The organism is uncultured Bacteroides sp. (assembly GCF_902491285.1).
GTDB lineage: Bacteria > Bacteroidota > Bacteroidia > Bacteroidales > Bacteroidaceae > Bacteroides.
On record NZ_CABUHK010000007.1, the window covers coordinates 39451 to 56521 of the forward strand.

Genomic DNA, 17071 nt, shown 5'->3' on the forward strand with positions numbered 1-17071 from the left:
TATTCTCTCTCTTTTTTTCTAAAATTCTTCTTATAGAGGGTATTCCTCAAAAGCATACAAGATGGTAGACAAATAACGTTCTCCCGTATCAGGCAATAATGCCACAATCATCTTCCCTTCATTCTCGGGACGCTTGGCAAGTTCCGCAGCAGCATATACGGCTGCTCCTGAAGAAATACCAACTAACAGTCCTTCCTGCTTTGCCAGTTCGCGGCTTGTACGAATGGCGTCATCATTCTGTACCTGGATGACTTCATCCACAATGGAAGCCTTATAATTCTTTGGAACAAAACCGGCACCGATTCCCTGAATCTTATGCGGGCCGGGCTTTCCACCGGACAATACCGAAGAATCAGACGGCTCTACCGCTACTATTTTTATACTCGGGTCACGCATTTTCAGCGCTTCGCCTACACCGCTAACTGTCCCGCCAGTACCTACTCCGGCCACAAAGATATCGACTTTCCCCTCGGTATCTCTCCATATTTCCAGGCCGGTTGTACGTAAATGCATGGCGGGGTTAGCAGGATTCTCAAACTGCTGCAAGATAACAGAACCCGGAGTGGCTGCTTTCAACTCTTCCGCTTTGGCGATGGCTCCTTTCATTCCGTCCGCACCGGGTGTCAGAACTAATTCCGCCCCCAAAGCTTTCAGAAGATTACGACGTTCGACGCTCATCGTGTCGGGCATCGTCAATATCAGCTTATATCCCTTGGCGGCAGCTACGAAAGCCAACCCTACCCCGGTATTACCACTGGTAGGCTCGATAATGGTAGCTCCCGGCTGCAAAACACCTTTCACTTCGGCATCTTCAATCATAGCCAACGCCACACGGTCTTTTACACTCCCTGCCGGATTGAAGTATTCGAGCTTTACCACCAGACGAGCCTTCAAACCATTACTCTTATTATAATTGCTGAGTTCCAACAACGGGGTGTTACCTACCAAATCCGTCAATTTTCTTGCTATCTTTTCCATATATATCTGTTTTTAATTTACTCTTGTTTTATGATATTACAAAGATAGTGCGGATTCTGTTCAGGGAAAATACCACAGATGTGGTAATTTCATACCACATCTGTCTGAGGAAAAAGTCGGTTATACCTACATCTTCTTATTTTCTAGGACTCTTTGCCAATTTTTTGATAACGCAGTAAAGCTTCCAAGAAGTAATAATCGGCATAGACTAAAGGAACATCTATCTCTTTTCCATGCGGCAGACTACCCGTAGAATGCATTAATAAAAAACCTGCATTACTTCCCGGTACTGCTCTGTACTGCTCAGACGCCAAGCTATAAATCATCGTAACAGCCGAATCATAATATTCCGGATTCTTCGTATATTGATATAGCTCAAAAAGGGCAGAGGCAGCAATAGCGGCAGCAGAAGCATCCCTTGGAATATACCCTATCTTTGTCTCATCAAATTTCCATTTCTTTGTATATCCGTCTTGTCCGGCATTAAAATCCCACAAAGGAACTTTGTCTTCCGGCAAGGAAGGGTTATGCAAGAAGAAATCAGCCATCTTCTGTGCAACGGACAAATACTTTGAGTCTCCGGTTTCCCTATATACCATTGTAAAACCATAGATTCCCCATGCCTGCCCTCTCGCCCAGGCAGAATTGTCGGCATATCCCTGGGCAGTGGCACGGTCCCTGACTTCGCCCGTTATGGTGTCATAATCGACTACATGGTAACAACTGAAATCCTCGCGGAGATGATTCCTGATAGTCGTGTTGGCATGTGTGACAGCTACATCATAATACTTTTTGTCCCCGGTTGCCCTGGCTGCCCAAAAGAGTAACTCAAGATTCATCATATTGTCAATAATCACAGGGAATTGCCAGATTATCGTGTCATGATGCGATTTGCCCCCTTCCCATGACTGGATGGAATGGACGTTCGGATTATACCGTGTCATCAATGAATTCGCCGTCTGTACCAGAATGTTCCTGTAACTCTCATTCTTTGTCAAGGCAAAGCCTTTGCCAAAGCTGTTGTACATCATAAAGCCGACATCATGGTCTTTCGTATTAGTTCGGTTCGGTTCAAGCGGCAATGTACATTCCACCGCCTTCTCTTTCCAACAGCTATCATTGGTGAACTCGTACAAGAACCACAAAGTGCCCGGAAAAAAGCCGCTTGTCCATCCGTAAATATCCGTCGTAGACAAACTGCCGTCCTTTTTCGTACTTCTGGGATACCGCCCGTTCGTCTCTCCTTCCAAAGACTCCAGCATATACCGGATTTGTTCACATGCATAGTTCATATTCTCCTCTATAAATTGCTTTTTACTATCCGTTCCGGTACAACCCGCCAACAAAAGCAATATCAAGCTATAAAAAGCGAATCTGCTATTTCTCATTTTCATTCCTATCATTATATTCCTACTCACTTTCATTAAATAAAAGCGTTCCTAATCCCAGGCATTGCGCGTTCCAGCTCTCGCCACCTTGTCCGCGTACTTTCTCCACCACTTGGCGAGTGTATTCCAGTTCCGATTCCGGAAAACCTTTCCTGTTATAATAATGATTGTACACCATCTCATAGATAGGTTGGAGCTTTCCCCTGTCCGTAGCCGAAATAGAGTTTCCGTACACATTTCTCTGGAAAGGGACATCGTCATTGCCCAGATTGTATTTCGCCATATATTCAAAACCTTTCAACAGGCGGTTGTCCATGCTTCCATACAAATCAATCCCCTGCTTCCATGCCACTTCGCAGGATTCTGCCAGCCCGCCTATTCCGTATTGGGCATGTGTCTGGTCCCTGCCGCTTTCAAAATTCTGTCCCGTATCATAGATATTATTCTGCAATGTACCGTTGCTGCCTTCGGTTGTTGAAGTATAGAAAGTTATCGCCCTGTCGAAAATCTCCTTATCATCCAAAAATACACCGACTGCCAGATGCATTTTGGTAATCGCAGTATCCCAGTTTCCCGCACGTCCGCGTTTCCAGTCTTTAATCAACTCGTAAAAGACATCCTTGAACATCTTTTCCGCCCGCGCTATATCTTCTTCTTTCCATCCTGCATCCGTATAACGAAGTATTTCGGCCGCATTTATCAGATTGAAACCATACCATGCCGACATCAACATATCATCTCCGCCGATGAAAGCCTTCAATGTGCCCGACCAGGCATTCAGTATCTCAATCGCCTTGTCCGCGTAACGCTGTTCTTCCGTGATAACCCACATCAAAGCACAATGGTATGCCATTTGCGAGTCGCCGCTCATCGCTCCTGCAGCGATACTATTCACCCCTTCCGTCCTTTCTACTTCCACATAAGGTCCCTGTACCACATAATTTACGTTCGCATCGCCTTTCAGCAGTTCATAACCCTGTTTCCAGGGTTTTGCATAATAAAAAGCCTGTTTCTTTATCCTTGCCATATCCTCATAAGTGAACAGGATGCCCGGATGCGAGAATACCTTAACCACTTGTGGCTTTACTTCCTCCTTCAGAGAAATGGTAATATCCTTCATATCATCGGATGAATCACAACTTACCGCTGTGAAAAGCAATAATAGAAATGCCCAATATCTAATAATCTTATTCATACTCAAGTATATTTTAATAGTTTACTTCCACTCTTTCAACGGAGTTATTTTATACTTCGCTTTTGTATTCCGGGGAATCAGTTTCACGCAATATCTGGCTTGTGTCAAAGCAGGAACCGAAGCCTCAAAACCGATTAGAGTTACACCGTCATTAGGTTCATCGTAGGAGTTGGAAGATTTGGCAGGAACACTTCTCAACTTTATCTTCTGATTGGCCTCTACTTTGAATATCAATTTCTTACCTTTCTCGGTCAGTTCCAAGGTACAATCATTGAGTTTCCTGACAGCGGCTCTGGTAACCATCGTCCAGGTCAGTTCCGTCGGTTTGTCCAATGTCTCAATTTCATCCTGCACTACGACAAAACGATTATCGACAACGGCAATTCCCCTTTTGCACGATTTCATCTGGTCTTTATATGCATTCGACAGGTCTGAAACAAGATGCATGAATCCGGAAGAGTCTCCATAACTGTCAATACGGGTATAGCCGTTTACATTCTGCTTCTTATGGTCAAATGCCAATGTGTTGTGCGAGAAATTGTTGTACCGGTAAACATCCCATCTCTGTGAATTCTGCTTTCTGTTCCACAAGTCAATTCCTACGGTTTCCAAAGATGTATAGTCCTGCGGCCCGAGGTCAATCGCCCAACGTACGCCATCCGCTTCCATAATGAATGAACCTATATCCATATGGGAATGGTTGGCTCCGGCACGTCCGGTCTTAAAACCTACAAATATGGCATCGGGGTCAGTCCAGGAAGTTCTCATAGAGCCTACCGGAGTCACGCCCTGTCCAACCCATAAGTTGCGGGACGGTGGAAGAATATGTTCCAAGTCGATATTCTTTCCCCATATCATCAATGCCGGCAGGATTCTGTTTTTAGCGAATGAGCTGCCTTTCTTTTTTGTGAGATAGTGGTACTGGCTCCACAAGACAGTCGAATCATGCATCTTGTCCGCAAACCAGAAAAGGGTAGGATTCAAAGAGGTGGCATCACCACTGTCACCATAATTGAAGCTCTCCTTTGAAGGAGTAATCATATTCTCTATGAAATAAGCGGAAGGCAGGAAACCTTCCATTGAAGACAGTCCGAAGTCCATATGAAAGAGCTTTTCGACAGCAGACAGGAAGAGTACATTGAAACTGGTGCCGTAAGACCAGTAGGTAAATCCTTCAGGATAGGCGCCGTCCGGCGCATACCCTTTCATCGGCAAAGCAATGGAAGAGACGGCCCTGTCCACAACAACTTTTGCAATCTCCGGTATGTCCTCGTAAACCGCTATGGCACCATATGCCATTCCGGCGTTGCACACTTGATTCCAGTTATGACCGGAAGAAAGCCAGCTATTGTTATCTGTACTGAAAGAAGTGTCTATCCCTTTCTTGATAATGGCATCTTTGATTTTAATCCTCGACGGCTCCGACAAATCACGGTATAGCCAGTCATAGCCAATTGCCATAGCCAGGGTCATTTCCGCCACATCTAAAAAGTGGGAAGGGTTCCAGTCTTCAAAATCAGCAATGGCAAGCATCTCCTTTTCCGCCCTTACTTTAAACTGCTCGTCCGAAGTGATGCGATAGGAATAAGAGAGATAGAAAATCCGTCGCAAAGCTTCGCGCGAGACTGCCAAAAGCCTGCGCCCTGTCTTTATCCGCTTCACAGCATCGACTTCAAACAGTTTCCGGGATTCCGACTGAATCACATCATCTATCTTTCCCCATAGCTGATTCTTTTCAATATTACTTTTTATTTGCTGAATATCACTGTCGAACAGCAATAACCGGGGATGTTCGCCGAAATCTGCCGCCTTATCCAAATGCTTCAATTGGGCATTGGCTTCTATCCCCCCACAGAGGGATAGAAGTATGTATAATAATAGAAATTTGATTGTTCTCATTTTGTATATCCGATTAATAAAGTGTTCCTTCTATCGTGAGATTATAAATACCCATATTGTGAGTGTAATCAGGATGTTGTATAATCCGCAATGCAACAGGCTCGTCCGAAATATTTTCCAATTCCCACGACAAAACCGTTGCTTCATCTACCTCATCACTAACAGCATAATCCGTCCATTTGTCATCGCCTACGCCTCTTGTTTGCAGTACGGCTTTACTTTTCTGCCCGGTGTCAGCCGAAGTTACTTTCACTACAATTGATTTGACTCTACCGAAAATCGGCGTTTCCAAAGCACCTCCCTCGGCAAAATTCTTCAATAACAGACGCCCTTGTGTCGCACCATTTGCATTTGCAGGGGGTTGTGTAGTGTTCTGTATACGTCCTTGATAAATTTTAGTGTGTAAAGTTCTTCCTTCTACTTCACGATCATAATGTAACTCTTCATAGAAAGTATATCTGTCCGGGGCGCCTCCCGTCGCAGTTACCGTATATATGGCCAAGTCTCTGAACCGTTCATCCATCAATGTCACATCAACCGCTTCTTCCGGCAGCAGGTCTGTTGCCCCTTCTATCACCAAATCATAGATAGCCAATGAATTTCCTTTGGTAATAGCAGGGTCTTGCATAATACGAATGGCTACCGGATTGGCGAAAACATCATTCAACTCCCATTTCACAGGTGAATTTGCCGTAACATCCTCACTCATGGCAAGGTCTTTCCAATCGCTGGTTCCTTTATCCCGATACTGTATCAAGGCACGGGTGGCTACATCTCCGGCAGTTCCGGCAGAAAGAGCCAAAGAGATTTTACTTACTGAACCCAACACGGGGAATTCAATATATCCTCCGCCTGTTCCTATCTGCAAACGCCCCTTAGAGGTGTCCTCACCATAAATGGAAATACGATTCTCCGTATAATCGATACGGCATCCGTGCAGCCGCACTTTCAATACCTGTTCTCCTATTGTCCTTTCGAAATAGCCCTCTTTTGTATTCCAGTTTCCGCCGGGGAAAGCCGAACCGTCGCTGGCTTTAAAGGTCTTTATACCTTCACCGTCATTATAGAACCCTTCATTGAACAAGGTGTTTTCAGGTGACGGTCCCGGTTCAACAGGAGATTCGCATAAAGTCCCTTCCAACTTAAAATCATAGATTGCCAAAGCGGTAGAAGAGGTTGCCCCGTCCGCAACAATCTTCACGTAAATCGGATATTTCATAATTTTCTTATCCAATACCCATTCACAGGCATTTGTGCCGGAAAGGAGCAGGCTTGTCGCATAGACTTCCCAGTTCCCCCCTTTTGTCTTAATCATCAATACGACTTTTGTACCTGCATTATCGGCAGAACCATTGGCGGCTACCAGTGAGATTTTCGAAACACTGCCCAACAATCCCGTCTCTATGGCTCCGGTATTAGCATCCAATAATATACGTCCGTCCGAGGTTGTACTACCATTCACTGAAACGCCGGGAGCATCCGGTTCCAAACGGCACTGCGCCAAAAATACTTTCAGATTCAAATCTTGAATAACCTCATCGGATACGGTTCTTTCAAAATAACCATTGGAAAAAGAAGCGGGAAACGGCTGACCACCCGATGTCAGATAATTGTTCTTATCATCAAATTGCTCATCCAGTACAGTTACAGGCTCGACCACTACTGGCGGTATCACCTCTCCGGGCTCATCTTTCTTTATCACATCATCATTATCACTGCAAGCTACCGCAGCAAAGAGAAAGAGGATTAACAGATAGATATTTTTTATATAGTTTTTCATATCAGACTATTTTAAAGTTAAACGCTTTATCGCAAAACTCATACGTTTCAGATTACTGCTTGTCTCGTTGATATACAAATAAGCGATATACTTCCCGTCATGACTCTTTATCAAGACTCCCTGGTCTTGTCCTAATTCATACGCATGTGCGGTCACGCCGTCCAGCGCAGCCTGACGCAAATCTATCTCATCGACATAGATAGTAGGCACTCCGCTGGTCTTCAGTTGACCGTCAGGCCAATACCTTTTTTCCATCAAAGTGCGGTTGGTTGCTCCCGACGGGATTTCAACAGGATACAAATATCCTTTCTCATTGGATGGAGATACCAGTCCGTGGGCAAATGACCACCCGGAACCCATTGTCGGCTTATAAGTATAGATAAAATCAATCTTGCCGGCAATACCCATTTCTTCTACCTGAGTCACGGAGTAAGACTGCATCGTCTCCAAAGAGAAACAGTTTCTCTCTCCGGACGACAATGACAGATTCTTAAAGATTTCCACATTGCTCACTGTATATTCAGGAGACTGGACAGTAGCCTCGCCAGTTCCGGTAATACTGCGGAAATGGAATTTTATCTTACTGCCCCGGGCTGCTTCGGGCACAACATAGAAATAACGTATAGTCGCAGCAATCGTATCGACAATATAGGCTTTGGAGACAGTTCCTTCCGTGCTTGTCTCCGTAGCAATACGCACTTCCTCTTCTTCACCGTTATCCGGATTGGTGTATCTGCTATTCATGGCAATCCCGGTTCCTTCGGCACCCGGGAAAGACGCTGTAACCTCTACCGCTTTTATCGGAGTGCCATCCGTAGAACCTATTGCGTAGGCAAACTCCAATGTATTTCCTACCAGAACCGGTCCCACATCTTTCCGTAAAAGGTCATTTCGCAAAGGACTTTCATCATCAGAACAAGACGAACAGAACGCTACCGCAACAGCATAGAGCAGTAAATACAGCGAAAACCAACTTATCTTTTTCATATCTTTCTTTATTCCTTTTCAACAACAATAATCTTATATTCCTTATATACCTCTCCGCTTCCGGAGATAACGGTATATTTCACCGATACGCTGAAGTCAGTCCACACACCCATTTTAGGAGTGATAGTAGCCTCAGGAGCCAAAGAACAACGAGGTTTCAGGTGAGCCCGGTTTACTCCGTTCTTGACTTCTACGTTGATAATCCCGTTCGCGTCGTCAATGGTCACCTGCGTAGCAACATTGCGGTTGTCCGCCGTATATAATTGTACAGAACTTATATAAGCATCCATCCGGTCTGTCACTTGATACACTTCTTCGTCGGTATCGCAAGCTCCCAGGACAATGGTCAGGAGTAACACCTTTACAATTGATATGATATGTGTTTTCATTTCTCTATATTTTAATTACAACCATGGTTTATTCTGAGTCAGATTAGGATTCAACACACGCTCATCTTCAGGGATATTATAGATATAATACCTGGGGAATGTACGGTCTGTCGCATTCTTATATTGGTCTTGAATAAAGTCATTCAATGTGCTGCGCAATTCCCTGCCGTTCGGATAGTCCCAGACTTTTTCCGCAAGCCGCCATCTCCGCAGATCAAAGAAACGCTGCCCTTCGGCCACAAACTCAACGGCTCTCTCCTGCTTGACAGCATCAAAGAATGTCTCCTTGGTCTTGAATTTTTCACGGTCCAAAGCCGGGAGCTTTCCTCTTCCCCTGATTTTGTCAACGAGGGTGAACAGTTCGTCCGACGGTCCACAAAGTTCGTTCATCGCTTCGCAATACATCAGCCAGACATCCGGCAAGCGCATCAGATAGAAATCCTGCGGACCGTTAGACCTGGAATAGCCAGCATATTGTCTCACAAATTTGCGGAACATATATCCTGTTCTGCTATCATTATAATCCAAATACCCGTTCTTATTACCGAACATAAAAGGCACGCTATCCCCAATCGTCATTCCATCGGGAGTGATGGTACGCATTTTCTGTCCGTTCCAAACGATAGTGCCACGCATGCGGTAGTCACGTCCATCGTATGTTTTAGGGTTTGCCGAACCATTGGTCAAGTTTTGGTTCTTATTCAGAACGACCGGTTCAACATAATCACCGGTTTTAGTACTCTGATACAGGTTTACCAAGTAATTTGTCGGTTGCATATTTGCCCATCCGTTCAGTACGCTCCGGTTTCCGAAGATTTTGACGAATTCTTCACCTTGTCCGATATTAGGGCCGCCATACTGGATGGAGAAAATGACTTCCGAGCATTTTTCATTTTCCAGTGTAAAGAGTTGGAGATAGTTCGGATTTACATATTCTCCGGGAGCGCCGTCCTTAAACAGTTGGAGATTATAGGCAGGTTTCATCACCTCTTTAAAATTACCGATAGCTTTCTCATAATATTCTTTCGCTTCCGACTCGTTTTGCTGGAAATTATCCACTTCAGGACGTCCGTTTTTCTTCCAACAAGCCCAAAACAGTTCCAGTTTACCTTTGAATGCATAAGCCGCCACTTTAGTTGCCCGCCCCTGGTCGTCACTCGATTCATAAGAATCGGGAAGCACTGATATAGCATAATCATAATCTTCCATTATAAAATCCCTGACTTGGGTAATCGGCGTTCTTGCAATGCTATACGCTTCTTCCTGCGTGGGTACATGATCCAGATACTGGACATCCCCGTATAAGTCAATCATAAGCGCATAATGGAGAGCCCTGATAAATCGTACTTCTCCTTCGTACCGTTTCAGCAGGTTCAGGTCTTTTTCCGTAACCGCTTCCGACTGCATCCTGCGTAGCTGCATAATGGCATTATTTGCCCTGTTGATAGAAGCATAACACTTATTCCAATAATCGGAAGTTATCGACTGGCTGTTCGCATTCTGAAAATAAACGAGGTCCGCATTAGGATAACAATCCAACCTATAAAACAGTCCGAATGCATTCCTCATTGCGTTATAAACAGCGTTCACCCCTTTCTCCGCATCTTCAGTCGTTTCCCAAAAAGTGTCCGCACTAATTTTTGTTGTAGCCGGATAGTCAAGCAAATTATTAATGCAACTAGCCTGTAGTAATAAAACAACCAGTAATAATATACTATTGATATGTCTTTTCATATTATATAGTTTTAAAGCGTTACATTTATACCTAAAGAATAATTCTTCATGAGCGGATAAGGTATTTCCGAACCGCTTTTAGGAAGTTTCTCCGGGTCCAAACCCGGCCATTTAGTAATCGTAAACAGATTCTCCGCCGATATATGGATACGTGCCGAGCTCACACTTATATGTTTAAGGAGTTTCGAGGGTATCCGGTACCCTAACTGGATATTTTTCAGTCTGATATAATCACATGAATACAGCCAGAAAGTGGATTGTTCCTGATTGAATCCGCCGTTACTGCCTGATGTCAGGCGCGGAAATTTCGCTCCCCGGTTATCGGGCGACCAGGTATCCAGATGGTGTTCCTGAAAAGCATAACGGGACGTGTATACGTTTACATTATTGAAGTTATCCAGCCAAAAATTCTTTCTTCCCGCATTACCCTGAAAGAGCATGCTCAAATCAAATCCTTTCCAGTCTGCGTTGAAGTTGATACTGAAATCACTCGTAGGGATGTAACGCATGCTATTGGGCATGGCTACCTTGTCATTGCTGTCAATCACTCCGTCGCCATTGATATCTTCCATCAATAAATCTCCGGGAGCCAGGTTATCATTCTGATAGGGAGCATTGGCTATCTCTTCCCATGTCTGCGCGATTCCGACAGCCTTGTACGTATAAACCATTTCGTAGGGATATCCCAGGAATTTATCTCCGCGCCCTAACCGTTCATTCCATTTAAGCAACTTATTCTTATTATATGAATAGTTGATTCCGATACCATAGGAGAAGTCACCTATCTGGTCTTGCCAGGAAAGGGAGATTTCGGCTCCCCGGTTTCTCATTTCCCCAATATTCCGGTCAGGTGCTTCCAGTCCCGACAGGAGTCTGGATACTTGTCCCGGACGAATCATGCTCGTTGTCAGTTTATTATATAAGTCCAGTTCCATCTTCAGGCGATTGTTGAAGAAAGAGAGCTCCAGCCCCAAGTTAGTCATAGCGGTAGATTCCCAGGTAAAGTTCGAGTCAATCAGTTTATAAGGGGCATACCCTTCTACCAGTATGTTATCTCCGAATGTGTATGGATAAGAATTATAGGTATCTTTCTGATAATAACGGTCTACACCGGAATTGTTCCCGACTTTTCCCCAGGACATTCTGATTTTTGCATTAGAAACTACATCTTTCAGCGGTTCGAAAAACCCTTCTTCCGAAAAACGCCATGCGGCAGATACGGAAGGAAATGTTCCCCATTGGTGTCCCTTAGAAAATTTGGACGATGCATCCCAACGTACCAATGCCTGCAACATATACTTGTCATGTATATCATAATTCAATTTGGTTACAATGGAACGCAAACCTTCTTTACTGGACGAACCGCCGGTAGACTGGGTAGTCACTCCCGCACCGTCTATTTCCGTCAGGTTCGGGTGGAACCTGTCATTCCGCGAACTGCTTTGTGACCTTTCGTGCCAATACTCCTCGGAGTATATAAACTGGAAACGCAAATTGTGTCCGCTGAAAATCTCCTGGTTATAGATAGCGTGCAAGTTCAGAATTGTTTTTGTACGTTCGCGTGTATAATCCGTGATACCGGTACTCTTTGTTACAGTCTCATAGCCAGGCAATCCGGTCTGGAAATTCTGTAGAATAGTAGGCATGCTCCATGATTTTGTAAAATCATTCCGATAGGTCAGGCCATAATCTGCTCTGAACTGGAGAAACGACAAGGGTTGCCACTCCAGAAAAGCCATACCGTTAAAGTCCTTACGCTCCAGCTTATTATTGTTCACGCTATATTTAGACAAAAGGTTGGCGGCAAGAATATCTTCACCATACGCCATCGCACCGCCATACTCTCCCGTAATCGGGTGTTGCGGCAAGATGCCCGCCACTGTCCTGACCATCTCCCATGTGGAAGCATTTCCATAAGAGAGCAATCCTTCGTCCAACGGATATACCTGGTCCGACCACTGTCCTGCTGCGTTCAAGCCGACCTTAAAATGGTTGCCTACTTTTTGGTCTACATTCACGCGGAAAGAATAGCGTCTGTAATCATTGTTAATCATCAAACCTTCCTGGTCCAGCAGACCGATGGACAGATAATAAGTCCCTTTCTCATTTCCACCCGTAGCAGACAAGCTATGATTTTGTGTAAAAGGAGAACGGAAGATAACATCCCACCAGTCAGTGTTAGGATACAGTACCGGGTCTACCATTCCCTTTGCCATCCATTCGTCAATAGTTCCGTCCTTATAAATAGCGCCGCTATTACCATTTGTCGCCGCCTGGTTATGCAACGTCAGTGCCCTTGGATAGTCGGCTAAGAAATCATAGAAACCGGTAGCTTTTCCAACGGAGAAATTTCCCGAATAATTCACATTCACCCGCCCGGATTTACCTTTCTTCGTTGTAATCAATATAACGCCATTAGCCGCTCTCGAGCCATAGACTGCCGATGAAGAGGCATCCTTCAATACGGATATGCTCTCTATGTCGTTCATGTCGATTCTGTCTATTTCTATATCGGGGATACCATCCACCACAATCAAAGGAACCGAGTTATTGACCGTACCCAGTCCGCGTACTCTCAAAGTAGCTCCATCCTTACCTGCCATACCACTGGATTGCTGTACCATCAATCCCGGCACTAATCCGCTTAATGCAGTGGAAGTGCTTGAAATTGACCTGCCGGATAATTGCTCGTCAACGGATACCATCGACACCGCCCCGGATAAATTTACTTTCCGTTGCGCACCATAGCCAACTACTACCACTTCTTTCAGCAAATGAGAGTTTTCTTTCAGAATAACGGTCAATTCTCTTTTCCCATTCACCGGTTTCTCTATCGTTTCATATCCTATATAGGAGAAAACGACGGTGGATGACGGGTCTACATTATCCAAATGAAACTTTCCGTCAATATCAGTGATTGTACCTTGCGAGGTGCCCTTTATGAGTACGGAGACACCAATCAGGGGCGTTCCTTTCTCATCAATAATAGAACCGTTCAACCGTTGCAGTTTTTCTTTCGACTGGGTTTTAGGAACAATTGAAACAACCCGGTTCTCATTTATCTTATAATCCAGAGAAGTGCCGGACAGAATCTTCTGCATTGCGTATTCTATTCCCACATTCTCACATTTGATAGAAACCGGTCTATCCAAATCTTTCAGGTTCTCCGAATAGAAGAAACGATAATCAGTCTGCTTTTCAATATTCCTGATTACCTCTCTGACAGGGAGATTAGTGACATTCAAAGTAATTTTTTCCCGTTTCGCCTGTTGGCCGTAACATTCGGAAATGAACATGATAAGGCAGCAAAACAGACATAGGAATCCCGTAATTCTTGACTGCAAGAATTTTACTTTCAGATATTTTTTCATATCTTTGTGAATAAATTGTTTTTAATAATTAGTGATTAGGACAATTTAATTAAGGTCGAAGGAATTACCCTTTTCTTCGACCTTGCATTTTTCTTGGTCAGATGTGTCTCATAGGCGTCATATTAATTTATAAAGTTAAACATTTTAAGGTCAATTGCTCATTATCTTTTCAAAGTCTTTACTTCTTTGCTTATCTATTCCAATCTTAATCACTCCCTGTTCCCAGCAATAGTCAATAGGAGCTGTGTCCCTCATCAAATCAAGTGTCTGCTGTATCGTTTCATCCATCAGGATTCCGGTAAACTTATAGTGTTTCAAGTGTTCGTCTTCGATACTTATCTCCACTTTATACTTGCGTTCCAGCTTCTTGACTATACTTTCTAATGTCTCCTTCTGAATTATCCATTTAGGGTCTTTCCAGGATGTGTATAACAGCGTATTCACATCTTTCTTAAGTTCTACCTGTATATCATCCTTATTTTTCTTACAAATCAGGATGGTTTCATTCGGTTTCAGGTAGACTTCGGGAATTTCCCGGCTTGTATCAGGTTTCACTCTTACAGAACCTTTAACCAGCGTCGTTTCTACAATATCCTCGTCATCGTATGCTTTCACATTGAAACTGGTTCCCAGCACTGTTATTTCCGTTCCTTTGGCAGAAACGATAAACGGCTTCTTATCTTTCTGTACTTCCAGGAAAGCTTCTCCGTGTAGTTCAATCTTCCGCACTTCAGTTCCGAAAGATTTGGCATATGCGATGCTACTACCCGAATTCAATGTAACAACAGAACCATCTGGCAAACTTAAAACGGACTTGGAACCTAAAGGGGCATTTACTTCAGTCATCCCATCTATAAGACCATCAGTACGACTTCCCCATTCATAAGCAACCCAGCAAGATACTGTAAACAGGATGACCGCAGCAATATTCTTCCACACCTGCAAATACCTTCTCTTCTGCACAGGGCGGGCATGAGATTGTCCCTTGATAGTATCCATCACCCTGTCGTAGGCAGAATCCATATAATCATCAGGCTTCATATTCCTTGCGACCAGTTCGATGTTATAGGCTTCCCTAAAATAGCGTTTATTCTCCGGATTTTCCAGTATCTTTTTCAGTTCAATCCGTTCCTTTTCCGATAATCCTTTTTCAAAGAAAGAAGATATCAGTTCATTTATCCTATTTATGTTATTATTTTCCTGCATATATATTAAAGACGATGTTGGTTAGAAAAAGGGTGGGTCTAAATCTGAAAAAAAATAAAGATTAGCAAGATTCCCAGTTTTTTCCTTAAAATAAGGATGGCTTCACGCAGATTGGATTTCACCGTATTTACGGATATATTCATCTTTTGGGCAATCTCACTATATTTGAGTTTTTCAAAACTTCGGAGCTTTAAAGTTTCCTGATAGCGTTGTGGAAGTTCTTTTATGGCAGTAATGATACGGGATTCATCTTCTTGAGAGATAAGATAGTCTAACGGATTCTCATCCAAATCTGCCAACGTGTAACATTCTTCCACCGGGAAAAACTCTTTCTGAGTTCGCAGATAGTCAATACAGGCATTTTTCACTGTTTGCAGTAAATATCTTCTCACAGCAAATTCCTGGATATTTTCCATATTTGCCCACAACTTGACGAAAGACTCGCTGACGATATCTTCTACAATGCATGTATCTTTCACATATCCACAGGCGAAATAATAGAGTTCTTTGTAGTATTGAGTAAAGAAGGATTTAAATCTCTCTTCCTTCATCCAATCTGCACTTTTTCCCATTCCAATAGTATAACAGCTTAAAGTTCAACGTGAATTCGAGATGAAGCAAAGTTACTTAAATATATTATTTAGGGAAGAATTTCTATACTTTTTTTGCTTTGAACCGGACTACACGTATTATACCGGTTCATTGCTACTATCATTTTATAAGTTATGATTAATAAAACGATAGTTTATCCGTTTTTTATAAGTTATGATTAATAAAATCGCTATATTTGTTTCGTTTATCAACCATAACTTATAAAATCATGAAACTTATCAATCGTCCCATTTATACAGAGCGTATTCGTCCATTCATTGGAAAAGGTATCATCAAGGTACTTACAGGACAACGAAGAGTAGGCAAAAGCTGTATCCTCATGCAACTAATGGAAGATATAAAAAAGGATAATCCTCAAGCTAATATCATCTATATCAATATGGAGCATGAAGAATTCCGGATGATTCATAATGACTCTGATTTATTCTTGTATCTCAAGGACAGGATGCCATTGGATAAAAATAATTATTTGTTTATTGACGAAATACAGGATATTGAAGGATTTGAGAATGTTCTCCGCAGTCTGCAAGCCAAAGACAGCTGTGATATTTTCATAACAGGAAGTAATGCTAAAATGCTGTCAGGAGAACTAGCAACCTACTTATCCGGACGATATATCGAATTCCATATCCATAGTCTTAGCTATACCGAATTTCTTGCATTCCATCAGTTGGACGATAACAATCAGAGCCTGATGCTTTATCTGACATATGGCGGACTTCCTTATCTTTCCCGTTTACAATTGACGGATGAACTAGCCTTTGAATATTTGAGAAATATATATGCCACTATTTTATTAAAAGACGTAATAAAACGGGAAGGCATACGCAATGTGGATTTTCTCGAGACACTGGCTCTCTACACTGCTGATAATATCGGCAGTTTGTTTTCAGCCAATAACATTAGCAAGTATTTGAAATCCCAACGTATTGATATATCTACCACTCAGGTTATCAACTACCTGAAAGCACTCAATAATGCCTATCTGATAAACAGAATAGGACGTATTGATATTAAAGGACTAAAGAAATTTGAAGTAGGGGACAAATATTTCTTCGAGGATTTGGGACTCAGGAATTGCCATATAGGTTTCAATCTCCAGCGAGATATACATAAACTACTTGAAAATGCAGTATATCTACATCTTAGTTTATTACAATATGAAATTTACACCGGACAAAACGAACAACAGGAAATAGATTTCATTGGCATTAAACAAGGGATGAAAGTCTATGTACAGGTCACTTATTTAATTGTTGACGAAAAAACACAGAAACGTGAATTTGGCAATCTAATGAATATTCAGGATAATTATCCTAAATATGTTGTCAGTCTTGACGAATTCAATAGAGGAAGTAATGTAGAAGGTATCCATCATCTGCATCTTGCTGATTTTCTAAAAATGAACCGATTGTAATATCCCATCTCTTAAAATAACAATCTCCCGCCCGAAAATATACCCGAAAGTATATCCCGGACAGGAGACCACCATAATAGACAAAACTAACAGTCTGTCCTTTTCTAAGGTTTTC

The 17071-nt window shown here is 42.9% G+C and carries 12 protein-coding genes; 1 reads left to right on the plus strand and 11 read right to left on the minus strand.

Annotated features, from left to right (window positions below; genetic code table 11):
- Positions 1-30: 30 nt before the first annotated feature.
- The 11 genes from cysK to RDN93_RS03055 all read right to left on the minus strand — a co-directional run bounded on the left by cysK (position 31) and on the right by RDN93_RS03055 (position 15478).
- Positions 31-978, minus strand: coding sequence for a cysteine synthase A (cysK, locus tag RDN93_RS03005; RefSeq protein WP_308744178.1), 948 nt, complete (start codon positions 976-978; stop codon positions 31-33).
- A 143-nt stretch (positions 979-1121) separates the two neighbouring features.
- Positions 1122-2366 carry a glycoside hydrolase family 88 protein gene (locus RDN93_RS03010; protein WP_308744179.1) on the minus strand — a complete coding sequence of 415 codons (1245 nt, stop codon included), beginning with the start codon at positions 2364-2366 and terminating at the stop codon, positions 1122-1124.
- A 22-nt stretch (positions 2367-2388) separates the two neighbouring features.
- Positions 2389-3561, minus strand: coding sequence for an alginate lyase family protein (locus tag RDN93_RS03015; RefSeq protein WP_308744180.1), 1173 nt, complete (start codon positions 3559-3561; stop codon positions 2389-2391).
- Positions 3562-3582: 21 nt separating this feature from the next.
- Positions 3583-5460 (minus strand): heparinase II/III family protein, encoded by a 1878-nt coding sequence (locus tag RDN93_RS03020; RefSeq protein ID WP_308744181.1) that lies wholly within the window; start codon positions 5458-5460, stop codon positions 3583-3585.
- A 13-nt stretch (positions 5461-5473) separates the two neighbouring features.
- A complete protein-coding gene (locus RDN93_RS03025; RefSeq protein ID WP_308744182.1) occupies positions 5474-7240 on the minus strand; it encodes a hypothetical protein in 1767 nt (588 codons plus the stop codon).
- A 6-nt stretch (positions 7241-7246) separates the two neighbouring features.
- Positions 7247-8227, minus strand: a complete 981-nt coding sequence (locus RDN93_RS03030) for a DUF4466 family protein (RefSeq protein WP_308744183.1) — start codon at positions 8225-8227, stop codon at positions 7247-7249.
- An 8-nt stretch (positions 8228-8235) separates the two neighbouring features.
- Positions 8236-8616 (minus strand): hypothetical protein, encoded by a 381-nt coding sequence (locus tag RDN93_RS03035; protein WP_167960575.1) that lies wholly within the window; start codon positions 8614-8616, stop codon positions 8236-8238.
- 15 nt (positions 8617-8631) lie between these two features.
- Positions 8632-10350, minus strand: coding sequence for a RagB/SusD family nutrient uptake outer membrane protein (locus RDN93_RS03040; protein ID WP_308744184.1), 1719 nt, complete (start codon positions 10348-10350; stop codon positions 8632-8634).
- 11 nt (positions 10351-10361) lie between these two features.
- Positions 10362-13721: a SusC/RagA family TonB-linked outer membrane protein gene (locus RDN93_RS03045; protein ID WP_308744185.1), complete on the minus strand. Its 3360-nt coding sequence runs from the start codon at positions 13719-13721 to the stop codon at positions 10362-10364.
- Positions 13722-13871: 150 nt separating this feature from the next.
- The gene (locus tag RDN93_RS03050; RefSeq protein WP_308744186.1) at positions 13872-14927 is read right to left on the minus strand and encodes a FecR domain-containing protein; all 1056 of its coding nucleotides are present in this window, start codon (positions 14925-14927) and stop codon (positions 13872-13874) included.
- 38 nt (positions 14928-14965) lie between these two features.
- Positions 14966-15478 (minus strand): RNA polymerase sigma factor, encoded by a 513-nt coding sequence (locus tag RDN93_RS03055; protein WP_022137451.1) that lies wholly within the window; start codon positions 15476-15478, stop codon positions 14966-14968.
- Between the two features lie 269 nt (positions 15479-15747).
- On the opposite strand from RDN93_RS03055, the gene RDN93_RS03060 reads away from it, so the two are divergent.
- Complete coding sequence (locus RDN93_RS03060; RefSeq protein WP_308744187.1) at positions 15748-16956, plus strand: ATP-binding protein; 1209 nt, start codon at positions 15748-15750, stop codon at positions 16954-16956.
- Positions 16957-17071 lie beyond the last annotated feature (115 nt).

Coding starts and splice junctions, on each gene's coding strand:
- RDN93_RS03030 (WP_308744183.1), bottom strand. CDS start 8,227: ATGAAAAAGATAAGTTGGTTTTCGCTGTATTTACTGCTCTATGCTGTT.
- RDN93_RS03060 (WP_308744187.1), top strand. CDS start 15,748: ATGAAACTTATCAATCGTCCCATTTATACAGAGCGTATTCGTCCATTC.
- RDN93_RS03020 (WP_308744181.1), bottom strand. CDS start 5,460: ATGAGAACAATCAAATTTCTATTATTATACATACTTCTATCCCTCTGT.
- RDN93_RS03040 (WP_308744184.1), bottom strand. CDS start 10,350: ATGAAAAGACATATCAATAGTATATTATTACTGGTTGTTTTATTACTA.
- RDN93_RS03055 (WP_022137451.1), bottom strand. CDS start 15,478: ATGAAGGAAGAGAGATTTAAATCCTTCTTTACTCAATACTACAAAGAA.
- RDN93_RS03045 (WP_308744185.1), bottom strand. CDS start 13,721: ATGAAAAAATATCTGAAAGTAAAATTCTTGCAGTCAAGAATTACGGGA.
- RDN93_RS03025 (WP_308744182.1), bottom strand. CDS start 7,240: ATGAAAAACTATATAAAAAATATCTATCTGTTAATCCTCTTTCTCTTT.
- RDN93_RS03015 (WP_308744180.1), bottom strand. CDS start 3,561: ATGAATAAGATTATTAGATATTGGGCATTTCTATTATTGCTTTTCACA.
- cysK (WP_308744178.1), bottom strand. CDS start 978: ATGGAAAAGATAGCAAGAAAATTGACGGATTTGGTAGGTAACACCCCG.
- RDN93_RS03050 (WP_308744186.1), bottom strand. CDS start 14,927: ATGCAGGAAAATAATAACATAAATAGGATAAATGAACTGATATCTTCT.
- RDN93_RS03035 (WP_167960575.1), bottom strand. CDS start 8,616: ATGAAAACACATATCATATCAATTGTAAAGGTGTTACTCCTGACCATT.
- RDN93_RS03010 (WP_308744179.1), bottom strand. CDS start 2,366: ATGAGAAATAGCAGATTCGCTTTTTATAGCTTGATATTGCTTTTGTTG.